General features: G+C 49.6%; 18 protein-coding genes. All 18 read left to right on the plus strand.

Annotated elements, in window-relative coordinates:
• The first annotated feature begins 141 nt into the window (after positions 1-141).
• Positions 142-687, plus strand: coding sequence for a hypothetical protein (locus ACFVRY_RS07555; protein ID WP_387498863.1), 546 nt, complete (start codon positions 142-144; stop codon positions 685-687).
• A 317-nt stretch (positions 688-1,004) separates the two neighbouring features.
• Positions 1,005-1,358 carry a hypothetical protein gene (locus ACFVRY_RS07560; RefSeq protein WP_387498865.1) on the plus strand — a complete coding sequence of 118 codons (354 nt, stop codon included), beginning with the start codon at positions 1,005-1,007 and terminating at the stop codon, positions 1,356-1,358.
• A 323-nt stretch (positions 1,359-1,681) separates the two neighbouring features.
• Positions 1,682-2,122 carry a sigma factor gene (locus ACFVRY_RS07565; RefSeq protein WP_387498867.1) on the plus strand — a complete coding sequence of 147 codons (441 nt, stop codon included), beginning with the start codon at positions 1,682-1,684 and terminating at the stop codon, positions 2,120-2,122.
• Entirely contained in the window at positions 2,112-2,252 is a 141-nt protein-coding gene (locus ACFVRY_RS07570) for a sigma factor-like helix-turn-helix DNA-binding protein (protein WP_387498869.1), read from the plus strand. Before ACFVRY_RS07565 ends, ACFVRY_RS07570 begins: the two co-directional genes overlap by 11 nt.
• On the plus strand, positions 2,249-3,211 hold the full coding sequence (locus tag ACFVRY_RS07575) for a DUF4367 domain-containing protein (protein WP_387498871.1): 963 nt from the start codon (positions 2,249-2,251) through the stop codon (positions 3,209-3,211). The genes ACFVRY_RS07570 and ACFVRY_RS07575 overlap by 4 nt, the downstream gene beginning before the upstream one ends.
• Before the next feature lie 595 nt (positions 3,212-3,806).
• Positions 3,807-4,898: an outer membrane lipoprotein-sorting protein gene (locus ACFVRY_RS07580; protein WP_387498873.1), complete on the plus strand. Its 1,092-nt coding sequence runs from the start codon at positions 3,807-3,809 to the stop codon at positions 4,896-4,898.
• 215 nt (positions 4,899-5,113) lie between these two features.
• Positions 5,114-6,295, plus strand: a complete 1,182-nt coding sequence (gene alr / locus ACFVRY_RS07585; protein WP_387498875.1) for an alanine racemase — start codon at positions 5,114-5,116, stop codon at positions 6,293-6,295.
• Positions 6,296-6,509: 214 nt separating this feature from the next.
• Positions 6,510-6,791 carry a CopG family ribbon-helix-helix protein gene (locus tag ACFVRY_RS07590; RefSeq protein ID WP_066367449.1) on the plus strand — a complete coding sequence of 94 codons (282 nt, stop codon included), beginning with the start codon at positions 6,510-6,512 and terminating at the stop codon, positions 6,789-6,791.
• 3 nt (positions 6,792-6,794) lie between these two features.
• Positions 6,795-7,145: a type II toxin-antitoxin system PemK/MazF family toxin gene (locus ACFVRY_RS07595; RefSeq protein WP_066367250.1), complete on the plus strand. Its 351-nt coding sequence runs from the start codon at positions 6,795-6,797 to the stop codon at positions 7,143-7,145.
• A gap of 232 nt (positions 7,146-7,377) precedes the next feature.
• Entirely contained in the window at positions 7,378-7,935 is a 558-nt protein-coding gene (locus tag ACFVRY_RS07600) for a TetR/AcrR family transcriptional regulator (RefSeq protein ID WP_387499696.1), read from the plus strand.
• Between the two features lie 184 nt (positions 7,936-8,119).
• Complete coding sequence (locus tag ACFVRY_RS07605; RefSeq protein ID WP_387498877.1) at positions 8,120-9,322, plus strand: MFS transporter; 1,203 nt, start codon at positions 8,120-8,122, stop codon at positions 9,320-9,322.
• A gap of 162 nt (positions 9,323-9,484) precedes the next feature.
• The gene (locus tag ACFVRY_RS07610; protein ID WP_387499698.1) at positions 9,485-11,686 is read left to right on the plus strand and encodes a Tex family protein; all 2,202 of its coding nucleotides are present in this window, start codon (positions 9,485-9,487) and stop codon (positions 11,684-11,686) included.
• A gap of 396 nt (positions 11,687-12,082) precedes the next feature.
• Positions 12,083-12,778, plus strand: a complete 696-nt coding sequence (locus tag ACFVRY_RS07615) for a response regulator transcription factor (protein WP_387498879.1) — start codon at positions 12,083-12,085, stop codon at positions 12,776-12,778.
• Positions 12,771-13,871 carry a sensor histidine kinase gene (locus ACFVRY_RS07620; RefSeq protein ID WP_387498881.1) on the plus strand — a complete coding sequence of 367 codons (1,101 nt, stop codon included), beginning with the start codon at positions 12,771-12,773 and terminating at the stop codon, positions 13,869-13,871. Before ACFVRY_RS07615 ends, ACFVRY_RS07620 begins: the two co-directional genes overlap by 8 nt.
• Before the next feature lie 122 nt (positions 13,872-13,993).
• A complete protein-coding gene (locus tag ACFVRY_RS07625; protein WP_387498883.1) occupies positions 13,994-14,839 on the plus strand; it encodes a M15 family metallopeptidase in 846 nt (281 codons plus the stop codon).
• Positions 14,840-14,871: 32 nt separating this feature from the next.
• Complete coding sequence (locus tag ACFVRY_RS07630) at positions 14,872-15,447, plus strand: VanZ family protein (RefSeq protein WP_387498885.1); 576 nt, start codon at positions 14,872-14,874, stop codon at positions 15,445-15,447.
• Positions 15,448-15,465: 18 nt separating this feature from the next.
• The gene (locus ACFVRY_RS07635) at positions 15,466-16,455 is read left to right on the plus strand and encodes a zinc-dependent alcohol dehydrogenase family protein (RefSeq protein WP_387498887.1); all 990 of its coding nucleotides are present in this window, start codon (positions 15,466-15,468) and stop codon (positions 16,453-16,455) included.
• A 76-nt stretch (positions 16,456-16,531) separates the two neighbouring features.
• The gene (locus ACFVRY_RS07640; protein ID WP_387498889.1) at positions 16,532-17,149 is read left to right on the plus strand and encodes a histidine phosphatase family protein; all 618 of its coding nucleotides are present in this window, start codon (positions 16,532-16,534) and stop codon (positions 17,147-17,149) included.
• Positions 17,150-17,267: the final 118 nt, after the last annotated feature.

Consider the following 17,267-nt stretch of genomic DNA (forward strand, 5'->3'; position numbering starts at 1 on the left):
GATGGACTCGATAGGAGCCATCCGTTGTTTTTGTATAACGGGTAGGGAGAATGAAAAATAAAGAAGTGAAATGGAGGATTCTGTAATAATATCTCGAATATATAGGGGATGTACGTATGATTAGCTAAGGGGGATATCACAATGGCTCTTCAAGCAGAAACTCTTGTGGAAGAATGGCTGAACAAGAACGGGTATTTTACGATAAGAGGCATCAAGGAGAAGCTGAATGAGATTGATTTCCTCGCGGTACGGCGAAGTGACGAAGGCGAGTGGGAGTATGTCCATTGTGAAGTTCAGGTTAGTGTGCGACCTGTGGCCTATATCAGCAAGTTGACTAAGCAGCAGATGGAGAAGCTAGGCGTGAAGTCGAAGACAAGTGCCAAACTGCGCAATTCTGAAAGTCTAAAGGATAGCGTAAAGGCCTGGGTAGAGATTAAATATACCTCTGACAAAAAGAAGAAGCTGCGTAGCTCTGTGATTGACACCGAAGAGTGGCAGTATTGGTTCGTACACGGAAGAGTGAAGGACCAGAATGAGTTGGAGCAAATCAGCAGTGAAGGTGTGAAGCTGGTAGCAATCAAGGATATTTTGCAGGAACTGACGGCCAATGCGACGGAGCATAGTTTCTCTGCAGCTTCAGCGGGCGATTTGGTAGAACTGATTAATCTGTTAAATGAGGAAGAGTAGAGCAGTCCTGTTACCCTTTTCTACGTTCAGGCACCCATATGAGTCTTTGAACCCATTGGTGATGATTGAGATAGAGGACCAACTCTTTGGAGAAGATGTTGGTCTTTTTTGCGTCCATTGGTAACATGTAGGTAATATTTCTTATTAAAAACCGCGTATTTCGACAAATAAATACATATTTCTTATTAAATACCTTTACTATTTACAAAATTTTATTTAAGATTCTCTTATGTGTAATGGAATAGGAAATAATATGTAATGCGAATTTTTCTTAATTTATTACAACAGATGATCATACATGATGGAGGAATGCACAAATGTTCACAATCGAATATAATGCCGCAAAAAACAGAGTTGTCGTTACCGCTCAAGAGGTTACACTGGACAATGCTCAGCAATACATTGATGAGTTCACCAAGATTCTTGAAAAAGTAAAACCAGGGTTCACTGGAGTAACCATCCTGACTGGCGCTAAAGTATTGTCTCAAGAAGTAGCTAAGGAACTGGCACCTACTAGTGAACTGGCAACTCAAAAAGGCGTATCCACTGACAAGAAATGGGCCTATGTAACAGGTTCTTCCATTTACAAAATGCAAATGAGACGTATCTTCGGTGACTTCGTGGAGTACTTCGAAACCGTTGAGCAAGCAGATGCTTACCTGAGCAACTAATCTCTATGGAGTCAAAATGTAGCAGCTCACACCCTTAAAGGTGTGGGCTGTTTTTGTTTTATGGTTAGGACTACACACCAGGAGCCTGCGGCTGACGCGGGCTTTTTGCTGTTCCATGATGATGATCCGAAATAGAGGGTCTGCGATGCGACATACTCCGCATACAGCACAGAAACCATCGACGATACTAGAGAAGTTAAGGGGAACTCATTGTGTTATTAGTTAATTTTTTCTAAATACATGTAATAGATTACGCTTGCCAGCGTATTAGCTTCTGTAAATCACTTGGCCGGGTGAATATGGCAAGAAAGGAGAACAGAGGAATGCAAGAGCGCGCATTGCTACAATTTTTTGGTCAGATAAAGCAAGAAAGCGATACAGTCGTGGACAAAGATAAGCTCTTCACAACGATTTTTGAAACCTATTATTCAAGGATATTCAACTATACCGCTTATCGCGTCAATTGCCGATATACGGCGGAGGATTTGACCAGCCAGATTTTCGAGAAGACATTGTCCAAGCTGCACAGCTACTCTGGGGAAAAAGCACCATTCGAAGTATGGCTGTTCGCCATCGCGAGAAACGTAGTGAACGATTATTACCGGAGCCAAAAGAGAAATCGCTTGTTCTCACTGGATGCCATCCGTGAACTGGTATCAACAAGACAAGCCCCTGAGGAGCGTATGCTGGAGGGAGAACGCAGCAGCGGACAACCGTGCGCTGGATACGCTGGCGGCCAAAGAACGGAATATAGTGGCACTTAAATTCGGAGCGGGTCTAAAGAATAAGGAGATCGCCAGCATCACAGGAATGTCCGAGAGTAACATCGGCGTGATCCTGTACCGCAGTATGAGGAAATTAAAATCGGAGATAGGGAGCGTGGAACAACTGTGAATGCCAAGGATACGGTACAGAGGTTGTCCAGAGACATAGATGAGGGTCTTCATCAAAAAGATTCCGCGGAGTGGAACGGTTCTCCAGAGTACCTTGAACTGCTGGGCTTAAGCAAGGCTCTGGCTGGACATGACTTCAGTGAAATTTCCGATAAGGCAGACGTTTTGGATAAGATACAGAACCAGGTTAAAATGAAGGAGGCAGATAAAAGGATGAAGGTTAAAAACAGCATCAGACGGCCAGCTATAATCATGGCTTCCATTCTGGTTGCAGGTGTGCTCAGCGTTAGCTTCGTTAAGCCATCCTTTGCCCAGGAGATGCTAGGCAGAGTTTTGCAAAAAATCAATTTGGGAAACATTATTGCCAGTCAATACGATCCAGAGCAAGAGCCGCCGTTTCCAGAGAAGTGGAAGGGTAAGCTTTTTGACAAGGACGGAAATAAGATAGAATCGTATACGGAGAAGCTGGGCGAGGTCTATACTGCTGAGGGTGAGCTTATCGTAGGTTCTGATGGGGATGAGCTGATTACGAAGAGCCAGCAGGAACAACGCGATCAGGAGGCAACGGCGAAAAAATTAGTAGTAAAGGAACCGGCTGAACTGGAACAATACGCGCTTTTCTCAGTAAAGCTTCCCAAGTATTTACCTGAAGGCTTCGTTTTTGACCATGGAGAATTTTATAAGGATGAGAACGGTATTAACGGCAAATACCTCGACTTGTTCTTTACCAGTGAGAAGAAGGGTACGAAGATTTGGATGCAACAGCGCTACTCCGACAAGGAGACGGCATACGAAATGTCTAGCACCGGCAAGATGGAGAAGGTCAGCGTAAGCGGCGTTGACGCCGTGATGTGGGACGAGAGAAACCTCGACTGGGAAGCGGATGGGGTATTATATGGCCTCTCAACCAAGGGGCTAGACCGGGCTGAGGTCCTGAAAATCGCTGAATCTATTCGTTGAACATGCGCTAATAGTACGAATGAGAAGATCTCCTATGTGGGGATCTTCTCATTCGTTGGGGGTTATAAGTAGCGGGGAATTGTGAAGCTTAATAGATATTTCTAACTATATAACTGGAATAACAGAGAAACGAATCTATTTCTACTAAGCGGGTTAGCTTTAATCCAGAGATGTAAATAAGGGCATTTTTGTACCTAAATCGGATGAAACTGAGGATTGGCGTAGATTAAGGGCAATTTTGTATGTTAAATCTTCAGTTTTCATGTCCTACACTACTTTCACAAGAAATAAGGTACAATAATTATATTATTTCCCTTTTTATCCTCAAAAGAAAGATATGAGATGCAAAAATGCTCTTAATTGGGAATAATGGTTTGAATCTTTAATTCGCTCTATATAGCGTCTAAAAACTTACAATATCTATTGTACCAAGTTAACTACTTTAAGAGCTCGCGTTGAGTGCGGGTTCTTTTTATGATCACTTCTTTTCACCTTTCAAAACCCATGCTTGTCATGCCCGTCTGCATATTGTGGTCAAGTCCCTCATAGACATGTACTAATCAATGCATTCAAAACAGGTTAAGGGGATGATGTCATGCGCCGGTTAACATGGGTACTCGCAATCATTATGAGCGTGGCCCTGGTGCTCACGGGGTGCGGGAAGAAGGATGCTGCGTCCGTAGTCAAGGATTTGAACGATGTGGCTGACAAGTTGGAAAGCAAGCAGGGAACCTATCAAGGCTCGGGCACGATGACCCTGTATACCGGCGAACAGCCGCAGGAATACAAGGTGGAGGTATGGTACAAGAATCCATCCTATTATCGAATCAGCTTGTCCAATGTCCAGAAGGATATCACGCAAATTGTACTCCGCAATGATGAGGGCGTATTCGTACTGACGCCGAGTCTGAACAAGAGTTTCCGCTTCCAGAGCGACTGGCCGGATCATCAGGGGCAGGTCTACCTGTACCAGACACTGGTGCAAGGCATTGTCTCCGATAACAACCGCCAGTTCGTAGCCGACGGAGATAACTTCGTGTTTGAGGTGGCGGCGAATTATCAAAGCAGCGCATTGGTGCGCCAGAAGATCTGGCTGGATAAGAAGTCATATGCGCCGAAGCAGGTGCAGGTGTCCGATTCGGAAGCCAAGGTTGTTGTGAATGTGAAGTTCGACAGCTTTACCTTTGATACGGACTTCACGAAGGACTCTTTCGATATGCAAAAGAATATGTCCACCGGAACGCCATCCAAGAGTACGGTGGCCGAGGTGGATGGGGACGGCAATCCGGTGTCGGCACCGGAAGAAGGAGAGAATAACCAGCCGCCGGTGGCTGCAGAGCTTGGCGACTTCGGTATTGTGGAGCCGAACTACGTTCCTGAGGGTGTGAGCCTGAAGGATTCCAATAAAATCGAAGGCAGTAAGGATCAGGCGGTGTTGCTGCGCTACGACGGCATTTATCAATATACGATCATGGAAGCCCGTCCGCTGGACCGTGCAGTATCCCTCACTCCTGGTAGATTGTGGGATATGGGTTTCACCTTCGGAGTCCTTAGTGGGAGTGGTGACGATTTGCAGACACTGACCTGGACGAATGAAGGCATCGAGTACCGGATTACAAGCGCAAATCTGCCAGTTGATGAAATGGTGAAAGTTGCCGCTTCTATGCAGGAACAATCGGGTAAGTAATAGGAGTAGGCGGATACTGCGTATTGTGGGAACCTTTCCTCTACATCGCAGTATCCGTTTTTTCTTTATTCGCTGGTTAATTTGGGTATATTATTTTTAGGCCGCCTAACTCGCTTGTGTTACATTGACAGTCACCTTCCGTTAGCATTACCATTACCAGTAAGACATTACTTAACAGATAACGTTTTACTACAACGTAAGAAGGTGACTTTGAAGTGCAAGCAAGCTATCGACCAACAGCAGCTGAGATCAATCTGGACGCTTTGCGCGCCAATTACGAAGCTTTCCGTACCGCTTTGCCGGCGGAGACCAAGTTTATGGGGTGTGTCAAAGCTAATGCGTACGGCCATGGAGCAGTGGAAATTACCCGGGAGCTGGAGACACTGGGTGCGGATTATGTCAGTGTAGCGTTTTTAGATGAGGCGCTTCAACTGCGTCAAGCAGGAATCAAGCTCCCCATTCTGGTGCTTGGCTATACACCTCCGGATGGAATCGCTGCTGCCTGGGAGAATAACATAACCGTGACGCTGTTCACGAAAGAGGTACTGGAGGCTATTGGACAGCTTCCTGTAGATCCGGGGCATCGGCTGAAAGTACACATTAAGATGGATAGCGGGATGGGCAGGCTGGGACTATTGCCGCCTGATGTACCTGCTTTTATCGCAGAAGTGCAGCTTGTGGCGCAAGCGGAGCTGGAAGGCATGTTTACCCATTTTGCCAAAGCAGATGAAGAAGACAAAAGCTATACAATGGAGCAGTACCGACGATTCACGGACGTGGCGGAAACGCTTCGGGAACAAGAGATTGATATCCCGATCATACATACGGGCAACAGTGCTACGGCCATTGATACACCTTATCTATCCAGCAACATGGTGCGTGTAGGCATCAGCTTGTACGGCTTCTATCCCTCAACCGAGGTGAACCGGCAGCTGATCGATCTGCAACCGATTATGACGCTGAAGACGCAGGTAGTTTATGTCAAGAGCCTGCCGCCCTACTGGGGCATCAGCTACGGCACCCGTTACGTCACAGACAGTGAAGAGATCATCGCAACACTGCCTGTGGGGTACGCAGATGGATATTCCCGCATGCTTAGCGGCAAAGCGGAGGTGCTAATACGCGGCCGCCGGGTCCCCGTCGTCGGAACAATCTGCATGGACCAGTGTATGGTATCACTGAAATCTTTCGCTGAAGAAGCGGAACAAATCAAAGCAGGCGAAGAAGTTGTACTCATCGGCCGGCAGGCTGGCGTGTCGATCACGGCAGACGAGTTGGCGCTCCACCTGGGAACCATTCACTATGAAGTTGTTTGCATGCTGGCACACCGTGTACCACGCGTGTATATACGCGAAGGTTGCACTCCATACCTGGTGAATGCTTTGCTGCAGCCGTAATGCCCTGAAAGTTGACAATATATAAGTAATTTCTGGGAATGGATTAAATCGTAAACAACTATGTCTTGTATAGTCTATACGAACCACCATTTCTAGTTTATAATGGGATGCAGCATACTTGATATACTGACAGCATATATTCCTTGTATAAAATTCCTTGTATATTGCTAAACTGAAAGACAAGGGCAGAAGGTTTGTGGGGGTGGAAGAGAAGGTGGCCAATTTGCAGAACACCAAAAGAATCATGATCAGCTTGCCCGATCATCTCTTGCAGGAAGTGGATGGAATCGCTCAACTGGAGAATTCCAACCGGAGTGAATTGATCAGGCAGGCCATGAAACTGTACCTGAGTGAACGGAGGAAACGTGCCATCCGGGAGTCCATGCAGCGTGGCTACATGGAAATGGCCAAGATTAACTTGACCATGGCATGCGAGGCGTTCCTCGCGGAGGAAGATGCAGACAGCACTCTTGGCCGCTTAGTAAGCGGGGTGTAGACATTGATCGTGAAACGCGGCGACGTTTTTTTTGCCGATCTCTCGCCTGTAGTAGGTTCCGAACAGGGCGGAGTTCGGCCGGTTTTGATCATTCAGAACGACATTGGCAATCGCTTCAGCCCCACAGTCATTGTGGCGGCGATCACAGCACAGATTCAGAAGGCGAAACTGCCGACGCATGTGGAGATTGATGCGTCTGCTCACGGGTTTGATCGCGATTCGGTCATTCTGCTGGAGCAGGTTCGGACGATTGACAAACAGCGCTTAACGGATAAGATCACCCACCTGGATGATGATACGATGAAAAAGGTGGATGATTCGCTGCAAATCAGCCTTGGCCTGATTGATTTCTAAGCAGGGTAAGGATATTAATTGTACTTGAACAAAGGCGTTCGGGAGATCTCCCGGGCGCCTTTTTAGCATTGGCTGCAACGAGGGAATGAGACCTTACCCGGCAGGGGACAATGGAACTTGCGGCAGCGGGGTTCTCTTTAAATTTTAAATCTGCTATAATTAGACCGGACAGTCGGTTTAGGAGGGATTTGTAATCAAAGGACGTTCAGATGGAGAAGAAACGAAGAAACGGATTGTACAGAACGCGGCCAAGTTGTTTGTCCAGAAGGGCTACGGCGCGGTAACCATGAATGAGGTATGTGTGGCCGCAGGTGTCAGCAAGGGCAGCCTGTATCACCATTTTCCCAGTAAGGATGAATTATTCTTGTACGTGGTGGAAGAGGATACCGAGTTATGGCTCCAGAATTGGGATATCAAGCGGGCCGGGATCACAGATCTTGAAGAACGCTTCTATGCCTATGCCGAGCACTGCGCCAATGATTTCCAGAACCCGCTGATCCGGGCGCTGGAGGAGTATGCAAGAATCAAAGATCATACCGCTGAAATCGAGGAACGACTGTGGCATATGTATGATGGTTCATTGCGGGCTTGTCGTGATCTGGTAAAGGAAGGGATAGATACCCATTATCTCAAGGCAGATGAGCCTGAGGATATTGTCGTTATTCTCAGTGGTCTGCTGGAAGGTGTCGGAAAGGTGTCGGAGATTTCGCGCTCGCCGATGGGGATAGAGGAAATTAAAGAATATTATCGGAAATCGCTCAGACTGTTGCTTCAGGGAATACGTACGTAGTGAGAAGCGTAAGCTTTCTCATGTCTTAAATTAGACCGGGTGGTCGGTCTCTATTGGTCGGTTTTTTATTTTTATGGTATGGGTTTGCCCGTACCAGCAGATATTTAGAACAGAGAAAATTAGGCTTCAATGAATGCCTAAAAATATTATTCGAAACTGTGCAGGGAGCACACGGAGGTAAACCATGTCATTACTGCTTAGAAACCGGGGAGCTATACTGCTTGTCATGTTGACGATTTTTCTGACTTTTACCGGAATCGGTCTTGTTGTACCCATTATGCCTACTTTTATGAATGAACTAAATATTAGCGGAAGTACGGTTGGCCTACTGGTAGCGGCGTTCTCACTTAGCCAACTGCTCTTGTCTCCACTCGCAGGTAGGCTGTCCGACACAATGGGGCGGAAGAATATAATCGTCGTCGGGTTGGTTGTTTTTGCCGTGTCAGAGCTAGTGTTCGGCCTGGCGAGTATGCCTTGGATGCTGTTCATCTCTAGAATGCTGGGCGGAGCGGGAGCGGCCCTGATTATGCCCGCAGTTATGGCCTACGTTGCAGATACGACCTCCTTGGAGGAACGGGCCAGAGGCATGGGGCTGATTAATGCGGCCATCTCGACTGGTTTTATTATTGGACCCGGGATTGGTGGTTATCTTGCCGAGTTTGGCATTCGCGCGCCGTTCTTCGTGGCTGCCATCGCGGCAGGACTTATTGCTGTGGTGACGTTCGCGGTTCTGCCGGAATCTCTTACTGCGGAGCAGCGTAAAGAAGCTAAAGCCTCTGGAAAGAACCAGGAAAGTCTGTTGTTACAGCTTGTGCAATCTTATCGCCAGCCTTATTTCTTCAGTTTGGTTATTGTATTCGTACTCGCTTTCGGTCTCGCCAATTACGAGACGGTATTCGGATTGTTCGTGGATCATAAATTCGGATTTACGCCGAAGGATATTGCCTTCGTCATTACATTTGGTTCCATTGCCGGTGCAGTGGTTCAGGTATCGGCCTTTGGCTGGATTCTGAATCGCTTCGGAGAGAATAGAGTCATTGCCATTTGTCTTTTGGCCTCGGCCGTATTTATATTGTTGACGGTATTTGTGAGCAGCTACTGGGCTATTATTACAGTTACCTTTATCGTATTCTTGGCCATGGATATCCTGCGACCTGCGGTGAGCACGCAATTGTCCAAGATGGCCGGGGATTCACAGGGGTTTGTCGCCGGTATGAACTCGGCATATACGAGTCTGGGTAATATTGCTGGACCAATCGTAGCCGGTTATCTGTTTGATATCAACATTAATTTCCCATATGCTGTGGCGGCGCTTGTCCTTGCCGTGTCCTTTATCCTGTCACTCAGCTCCAGTAAACGGAGTATGAGAAGTCAGCAGACATCATAGGATTCCCTTATGAAAATGCCCACGCTGGCGCTTCTCCGTGTTCTCCGGAGCGGTGCCCGGCGTGGGCATTTGGGTACCGGGGCGAATGTGTGATACTATTTTAGCATGAAGGTTGTACAGAATTGCGAGGCGGAAAGAGGGATTGTATTGACTGCAGAGAACATGAATGCTGAAGCCATATCAGATGAAGCGGCTGCCCAGCGCGAGCAGGAAACGATTATTCTGGCAATTGCCAAGGAACTAAGCATTGCGCCCAAGCAAGTGCGGACCACAGTAGGATTATTGGATGAGGGCAACACGATTCCCTTTATTGCGAGATACCGGAAGGAAATGACGGGAGAACTGGACGAGAACGCGCTGCGCGACATCGAAGAGCGTCTGGGTTATCTGCGCAACCTGAGCGATCGGAAGAAGGATGTGCTTCGCAGTATTGAGGAGCAAGGGAAGCTGACGCCGGAGCTGCAGGAGCAAATCTCCAAGGCGATTAAGCTCCAAGAGGTGGAGGATCTGTACCGTCCATTCCGCCAGAAGCGGAAGACCCGGGCCAGTGTGGCCAAGGAGAAGGGGCTGGAGCCGTTGGCAGAATGGATCTTCGGGCAGCCGAGACAAGGCAGCCCTGAAGGTGAGGCAGCACGTTACATCGACGCCGACAAGGGCGTAGAGACGGCCGAGGCAGCGCTGCAGGGTGCGATGGACATTATCGCCGAGAATATCGCCGATGATCCGGCCATTCGTTCCTGGGTGCGCCAGTATACGGCCAGCCAGGGAATTCTGGTCTCGGAAGCCAAGGATGCCGAGCAGGAATCGGTATATGAGAACTATTACAGCTATCGTGAGCCGGTACATAAAATGCCACCGCACCGTATTCTCGCGATCAACCGCGGGGAGCGGGAAAGTGTGCTCAAGGTGGGCATTGAGATTGTGCCGGATAAGATTCATACCTTCATCGGACGCAAGGTCATCAAGGGACCTTCTCCGGTCAAAGACCTGCTGGAAAGTGTCATCGAAGATGCTTACAAGCGTCTGATTGCTCCATCCGTGGAGCGTGAGGTGCGCGGGGAAATGACAGAGAAGGGTGAGAATCAGGCGATCTCGATCTTCTCTGGCAATCTGCGGAGCCTGCTGCTGCAGCCGCCGGTTAAGGGTCGCTGCGTCCTCGGCGTGGACCCTGCCTACCGCACAGGCTGCAAGCTTGCCGTTGTAGACGACACGGGCAAGCTGCTGGAGGTGGCGGTGACCTATCCGACACCGCCGAACAATAAAAAGCGCGAAGCCGCTGCCAAGTTCAAGGAGCTGATCGCCAAGTATGGCATCCAGCTCATCGTGATCGGCAACGGGACTGGTTCCCGCGAGACGGAGCAGTTCACGGCCGAGGTGATTGCCGAGATCGGCAATCCCGACCTGGCCTACCTGATCGTCAATGAAGCGGGAGCCAGTGTCTATTCCGCCTCCAAGCTGGCGCAGGAGGAGTTCCCGGACCTTGATGTGGCGGAGCGCAGCGCCGCATCGATTGCCCGCCGCGTGCAGGACCCGCTCGCGGAGCTGGTCAAGATCGACCCCAAGGCGATCGGGGTCGGGCAATACCAGCATGATGTCTCGCAGAAGCATCTGGAAGAGAGCCTTAAGGCCGTCGTGGAATCGGCCGTTAACCATGTCGGCGTCGACGTGAATACCGCGTCGCCGTCGCTGTTGTCGTATGTCTCCGGCGTGAATGCGACGATTGCGAAGAACATCGTCAAATACCGTGAGGAGAACGGCAAGTTCACCGCGCGGAAGCAACTGCAGAAGGTGCCGCGCCTTGGCGCAAAATCCTATGAGCAGTGCATCGGATTCCTGCGGATTCCGGGCGGGGACAACACCCTCGACAGGACACCAATCCACCCCGAGTCCTACACGGTGGTGGACCGGTTGTTCAAAACGCTCGGTCTGGATGTATCCAGTCTCGGCAGCAAGGAAGTGGCTTCTGAGCTGGCGGCGCAGAAGCCGGAGGAACTGGCTGTCCGGCTGGATGTCGGCGTGCCGACCCTGCGTGACATCCTGGAGAGTCTCCAGCGTCCGGGCCGTGACCCGCGCGAGGAGCTGCCACTGCCGATCTTCCGCACTGATGTGCTGAAGATAGAAGACCTGGCGCCCGGCATGGAGATGCAGGGCACCGTCCGTAACGTGATCGATTTCGGCGCGTTCGTCGACATCGGGATCAAGAACGATGGGCTGGTCCACATTTCCCAGCTCAGCGGCAGCTTCGTGAAGCATCCTATGGACGTGGTGTCCGTCGGGGATAACGTGACGGTCTGGGTCATGGGTGTGGACCTTAAGAAAGGCCGGGTCAGTCTGACCATGCGCCCGCCGCGTACAGAAAATTAGGCAACGGCATACTGAATTTAGTAAAGCTACCTGCATGGTTACAACATGCAGGTAGCTTTTTTGTATAATGAGGGTATACAATCAGAGACGGTTCCTGACATATAAGATGAATGAAAGAAAGTAACAAAAAGCGAGAAGGAACGAAGGGGAAGGTTTGGAACTGTAGGAGCGTTAGCGCTCGCCTGAAAGCTTTCCACAGGAAAGCTCGCATCGGAAGCACAGACTGTTCCCAGATTTCAACCGCTAGAAGCGGTTTAATTGAAGAAATCTGGGGACAACAGCGACCGGAAGTCCAAACATTCACCGTAGTGACGACCAAGCAATACGTTTGACTCTTGAATTCATCTATATCGCAACAACAGCCAGCAGCAGTGAACACGGGTGGGAGTGAATACAGTGAAACGAATAACGATCCTGATAGCAGATGATGAAGCAGAAATTGCCGATCTGGTCGAGCTGCACCTGACCAAAGAGGGATACCATATTATCAAAGCTTTTAACGGCAGAGAGGCGGTACAGGCTGTACAGACCCAGACCGTGGATTTAGCGATTCTGGATATTATGATGCCAGAGATGGACGGATACGAGGTTACCCGGCAGATTCGCGAGAAGCACCATATGCCGATTATTTTTCTGAGTGCCAAGACCTCTGATCTCGATAAAATCACAGGACTAGTCATCGGGGCGGATGATTATATGACCAAACCGTTCAATCCGATGGAACTCGTGGCACGGGTGAATTCACAGCTGCGCCGGTCCATGCAGTTCAGCCAGCCAGCGGCTGCGGCCAGCACTGTTCTGGAAGCGGGTGGACTCAGTATTAATGCCGAGCAGCATACGGTGATGCTGTACGGACAAGCCATTGACCTGACGCCGAAGGAGTTCGATATTCTGTATTTGCTGGCCAGCCATCCGAAGCAGGTCTTCAGCTCGGAAAATATCTTTCAGCAGGTATGGGGCGAAGCGTATTACGAGGGCGCCAACACGGTGATGGTGCATATTCGAACGCTACGCAAGAAGTTAGGCGAGGACATGAACAAAACCAAGTTTATCAAGACGATCTGGGGCGTGGGGTACACGTTCAATGGATAGAGGGCTACGCAGTTTTCGGACGAGAATGATCACGTTCCTGGGACTCAGCATGCTTCTGTCGGGCAGTATTACTTATGTCATTTACAGGCTTCTTCAGATGTATTATTCCGGAGTGAAGCGTGAAGATCCCTTAGCTCATTACCGCCATATTATGTCTAACATTGGGGATATTTACTTTTTTCTGTTGATCTTTATCCCGCTCGCAATCTTCTTCTTCTACCTCTTCACGAAGCCGTATGCCTCCTACTTTAATGAGATTACTAAAGGCATTCACCATCTGGCGAGCGGCGATTTCAAGCACCGGGTCGATATCTCCTCCAAGGATGAGTTTCGGGCCATTGCCAAAGAACTGAATCTCGCCAGTGAGAAGCTGCAAGAGGCGGTGGAGCGGGGGGCGTTTGCGGAGAGCAGCAAGGATCAGCTGATTGTGAACTTGGCCCATGATCTGCGTACACCGCTTACCTCGGTCCTGGGCTACCTGGACTGGATTCTGAAGGGGGATAAACTGACAGAGGAACAGACCAGACATTTTACCGAGATTGCTTATACCAAATCTCAGCGTCTGGAGAAGCTTATTGATGAGCTGTTCGAGATTACCCGGATGAATTATGGCATGCTGCCCCTCCAGAAGAACCAACTGGATCTCAGTGGTCTGTTGATGCAGCTAAGTGAGGAGATGTACCCGGTCTTCGAAAAGAACCAGCTCAGCGCAAGGCTGAACATCGTGCCCAAGCTGCAGATTCAGGGCGATGGAGAGCTATTAGCCCGTGTGTTTGAGAATCTGCTCAGCAATGCGGCCAGGTACGGGAAGGATGGACAATTCGTAGATATCAACAGCTTCTCGGAAGGCAGCGAGGTCGTTATACAGGTGTTGAATTACGGCGGATATATCACACCCGAGAAATTACCGCATATCTTCGAGATGTATTACACCAGCGATCAGTCGCGTAGTCAACAGGAAGGTGGTACAGGTCTGGGTCTGTTTATTGCCAAAAATATCGTCGAGCAGCATCAGGGTACCATCACCGTAGAGAGCAGCGTGGTCCGTACCTGCTTTGAAGTGAGATTACCGCAGGAGAATCACCCGGTTTAACGTATGATCTCTGGAGAAGTTCTACCCTTCTAATTTAAGGAAAACTTTATATTTAGCCCCGATTTTTTTTAAACAGTGGTCTCTATTCTGAAGGTAAGAGGAATCAGGGAGGTTAACTGTATATGAAAAAGTGGGGCTTTTTTGTAGTTGTTGTACTTATGCTGGGCGGGATAGCCGTTAAATATGTTTCGAAGGGCCTTACCGAAGAGGGTGAGGCCAAAGATAGCCAGCCGGGCAGTAATGCGTTCCAGATGGTCGCGGCATCGCAGATTTATCAAGGAGAGCTGCTGCTAGTCAACAAGGATCATCCTTTGCATGAGACAAGCATCAAATCCGATATCGTGAAGCTATCGGAGCATTCGGAGCTCACGCAGGGATATGTACTGATGGACACGAAGCTCCGCCTGTCGAGGTTGGTAGCTGAGGCCTTTGTGGAGATGGTTCAGGCTGCAGAGCAGGATGGGGTCAATCGTTTTCTGATCAGTAGTGGCTACCGTGACTTTGCAGAACAAGAGGCGCTATACCGGGAAAAAGGATCGCAGGTTGCCCTCCCGCCGGGTCGCAGTGAACATAATCTGGGCTTGTCGCTGGACGTCGGATCTTCCCAAGCGGAGATGAAAAGGGCGCCGGAGGGGAAATGGCTGAAGAAAAATGCCTGGAAGTACGGTTTTGTGCTTCGCTACCCGGAGGACAAGACGGCGATTACCGGAATTCAATACGAGCCATGGCATTTTCGTTATGTTGGTCTGCCGCACAGTGCCATTATGCAGGAGAAGGATATGGTGCTGGAGCAGTATCTGGACTATCTTCGGGAGAAAAAAAGCCTTACTGCTGAAGCTGAGGGCAGGACTTACGAAGTAACCTATTACCCGGTCACGGACAATGTGATGATCAGAATTCCAGTGAATCAGCGTTATGAAATATCAGGCAATAACGTGGATGGCGTCATCGTGACGAGCGAGAAGTGAAGACAACCTGAGAGGAGAGAGGCGAGGACAACATGAAGAATTCCAAATCACCCGGTATGCTAACACTCGTATCATTCACTGCATATCTGTATCTGCTGGTCAAGGTCATCCTGTTCAAAGGCGGGCATGTGGACGTACATATTCTACTACAGCAATTTCAGCGTACGTTACAGGACCCGTGGAGGATTTTTCTTCGCTCCTACAATCTGGTACCCTTTAAGGAGATCCAGAGAGACCTGCATCACTTGTCGCTATCGAACCCTTTTCTGAATATTAATCTAACCGGCAACGTACTGGCGTTCATCCCGTTTGGTCTGCTCTTGCCGATCGTCTTCCGAAACCGCCAATGGTCGGCGGCCAAAATGTTGGTGTGTTCGCTGCTGCTCAGCCTGTGTTTCGAGTCCACCCAGCTTGTGCTGACCATCGGAACATTCGATGTGGATGATCTGCTCCTGAACACATTGGGCGGGTTAGTAGGTTATATTTTGTATAAAATGTTCTCCGGGCCTGTCCGCCGCAAGCCTGACAATGAGGCAGACCGGGGAGAAGATCAGCTGAGATCTCAGCAGCGTCTAAGTGCACCGGAGTATCTGTTTCTGGATAAATGAAGCATAGGAGTGGTTGCCATGGAAGGCGGGTGTGTAAGATTTTACGAATTTGGAAGCCCGAGGGATAGCGTACAATATGAGCTTAAACCCATTGAATTTCCGGGCGCCGGTAAGATTCTTGTGCGGATGCTGGCTTCTCCAGTGAATCCCTCTGACCTGATTCCGATTACTGGAGCTTACGCTCACCGCACCTCACTTCCTGCTATTCCCGGGTACGAAGGTGTAGGAATAGTGATCGCAGTGGGACGGGACGTATCCCCGGCACTTATGGGCAGCCGTGTGTTGCCCTTGCGCGGGGAAGGGACGTGGCAGGAATATGTGACGGCTCCCGCAGAATGGGCGGTTTCTGTCCCTGACGGGATGGATGATTATACGGCTGCACAACTTTACATAAACCCGGTCACCGCATGGGTCATTTGTACGGAGATATTGAAGCTGAACCCGGGAGATACGCTAGTGGTCAATGCGGCCGGTTCTGCGTTTGGACGTATCCTGGCTCAATTCTCCAAAATGCTCGGATTCCGCCTGATCGCCGTAACTCGCAGTAATTACTATACAGAGGAGCTGCTCCGGCTGGGCGCGTCTCAAGTGATTGATACGACAACGGCATCACTATACGATACGGTGATGGAACTGACGGAGGAGGACGGCGCCACTGCCGTCATTGATTCAATTGGCGGACCTTCAGGCATGGAATTATCCATGTGCCTTCGCCGTGGCGGTACCTTCGTAACGCTTGGACTGCTGTCTGGCATCCCGTTGAATGGGGCGGAACTGAGTCGCAGAGGCAGCATCGAGATCAAGTTGTTCCACCTGCGACACTGGAATCAGCAGGTCTCTGTACAGACGTGGCAGGCGACCTTTAACCGGATCATCTCTATGATCATGGAGGGGCGCTTATCACTGATGAATCCGGCGGCGTGTTACCCGCTGACAGAGATTAGGGAGGCTGTTCATGCGGCGGCTTCTCCCGGTAGGAATACCGGGAAGATTATGTTGAGCGGTTAGGCAGGAATGAACAGACAAGGAAGAGTAAGTATGTTAATATTGGCTCATTCTAGAGGAATGGGAGCTGGATCTTGTCATGGGAAGTACGAAAATATATTTGACACGGCATGGAGAAACAGAGTGGAATCTGGTACATCGGATGCAAGGATCTGAGGATTCGCCCCTGACCCCACGGGGGCTGCAACAGGGGGAGTGGCTTAGAAAAGGGATGCATGCCGTTCCGCTGGATGCCATCTACTCAAGCCCCAGTCCCCGGGCGGTGCGGACCGCAGAGCTTGTACGCGGAGAGCGCAGTATCCCTCTGGAGACCTCGGAAGCATTTATGGAGATGGGCTTCGGCTTATGGGAAGGAAGCTTGCATTCTGAGGTAGCGCCCCGCTATCCTGAGCAGTGGCATAACTTCTGGAAGGACCCCGAGAAGTTCGAGCTGGAGGGAAGTGAGACTTATGGACAGGTGCAGGCAAGGGCACTTCATAAATTGCAGGAAATTCTGGAGAAACATGAAGGGCAATCCGTGCTTATTGTTACGCATACCATAACGATTAAGCTGCTGATGGCTTATTTCGAAGGGAAGGCAATGATGGAGCTTTGGGGGCTACCCGAGATTCATCCAACAAGCCTTTGCCGTATTGATATTACTGAGGGTGTCCCGGAAATTGTATTGCATGGGGACATTAGTCATTACGAAGAATAAATATAATGGGGCCGACCGACATGTAAGTGATGGTACGTTGTTCCCCTTGATGGAAAAAATGACCCCGAAAGAGGGTCATTTTTTTGTTTTGAACGAACTATTGAGAATACCGACAGCA

The organism is Paenibacillus sp. NPDC057934, from assembly GCF_042887565.1.
In the GTDB taxonomy this organism is placed as follows: Bacteria; Bacillota; Bacilli; order Paenibacillales; family Paenibacillaceae; genus Paenibacillus_AQ.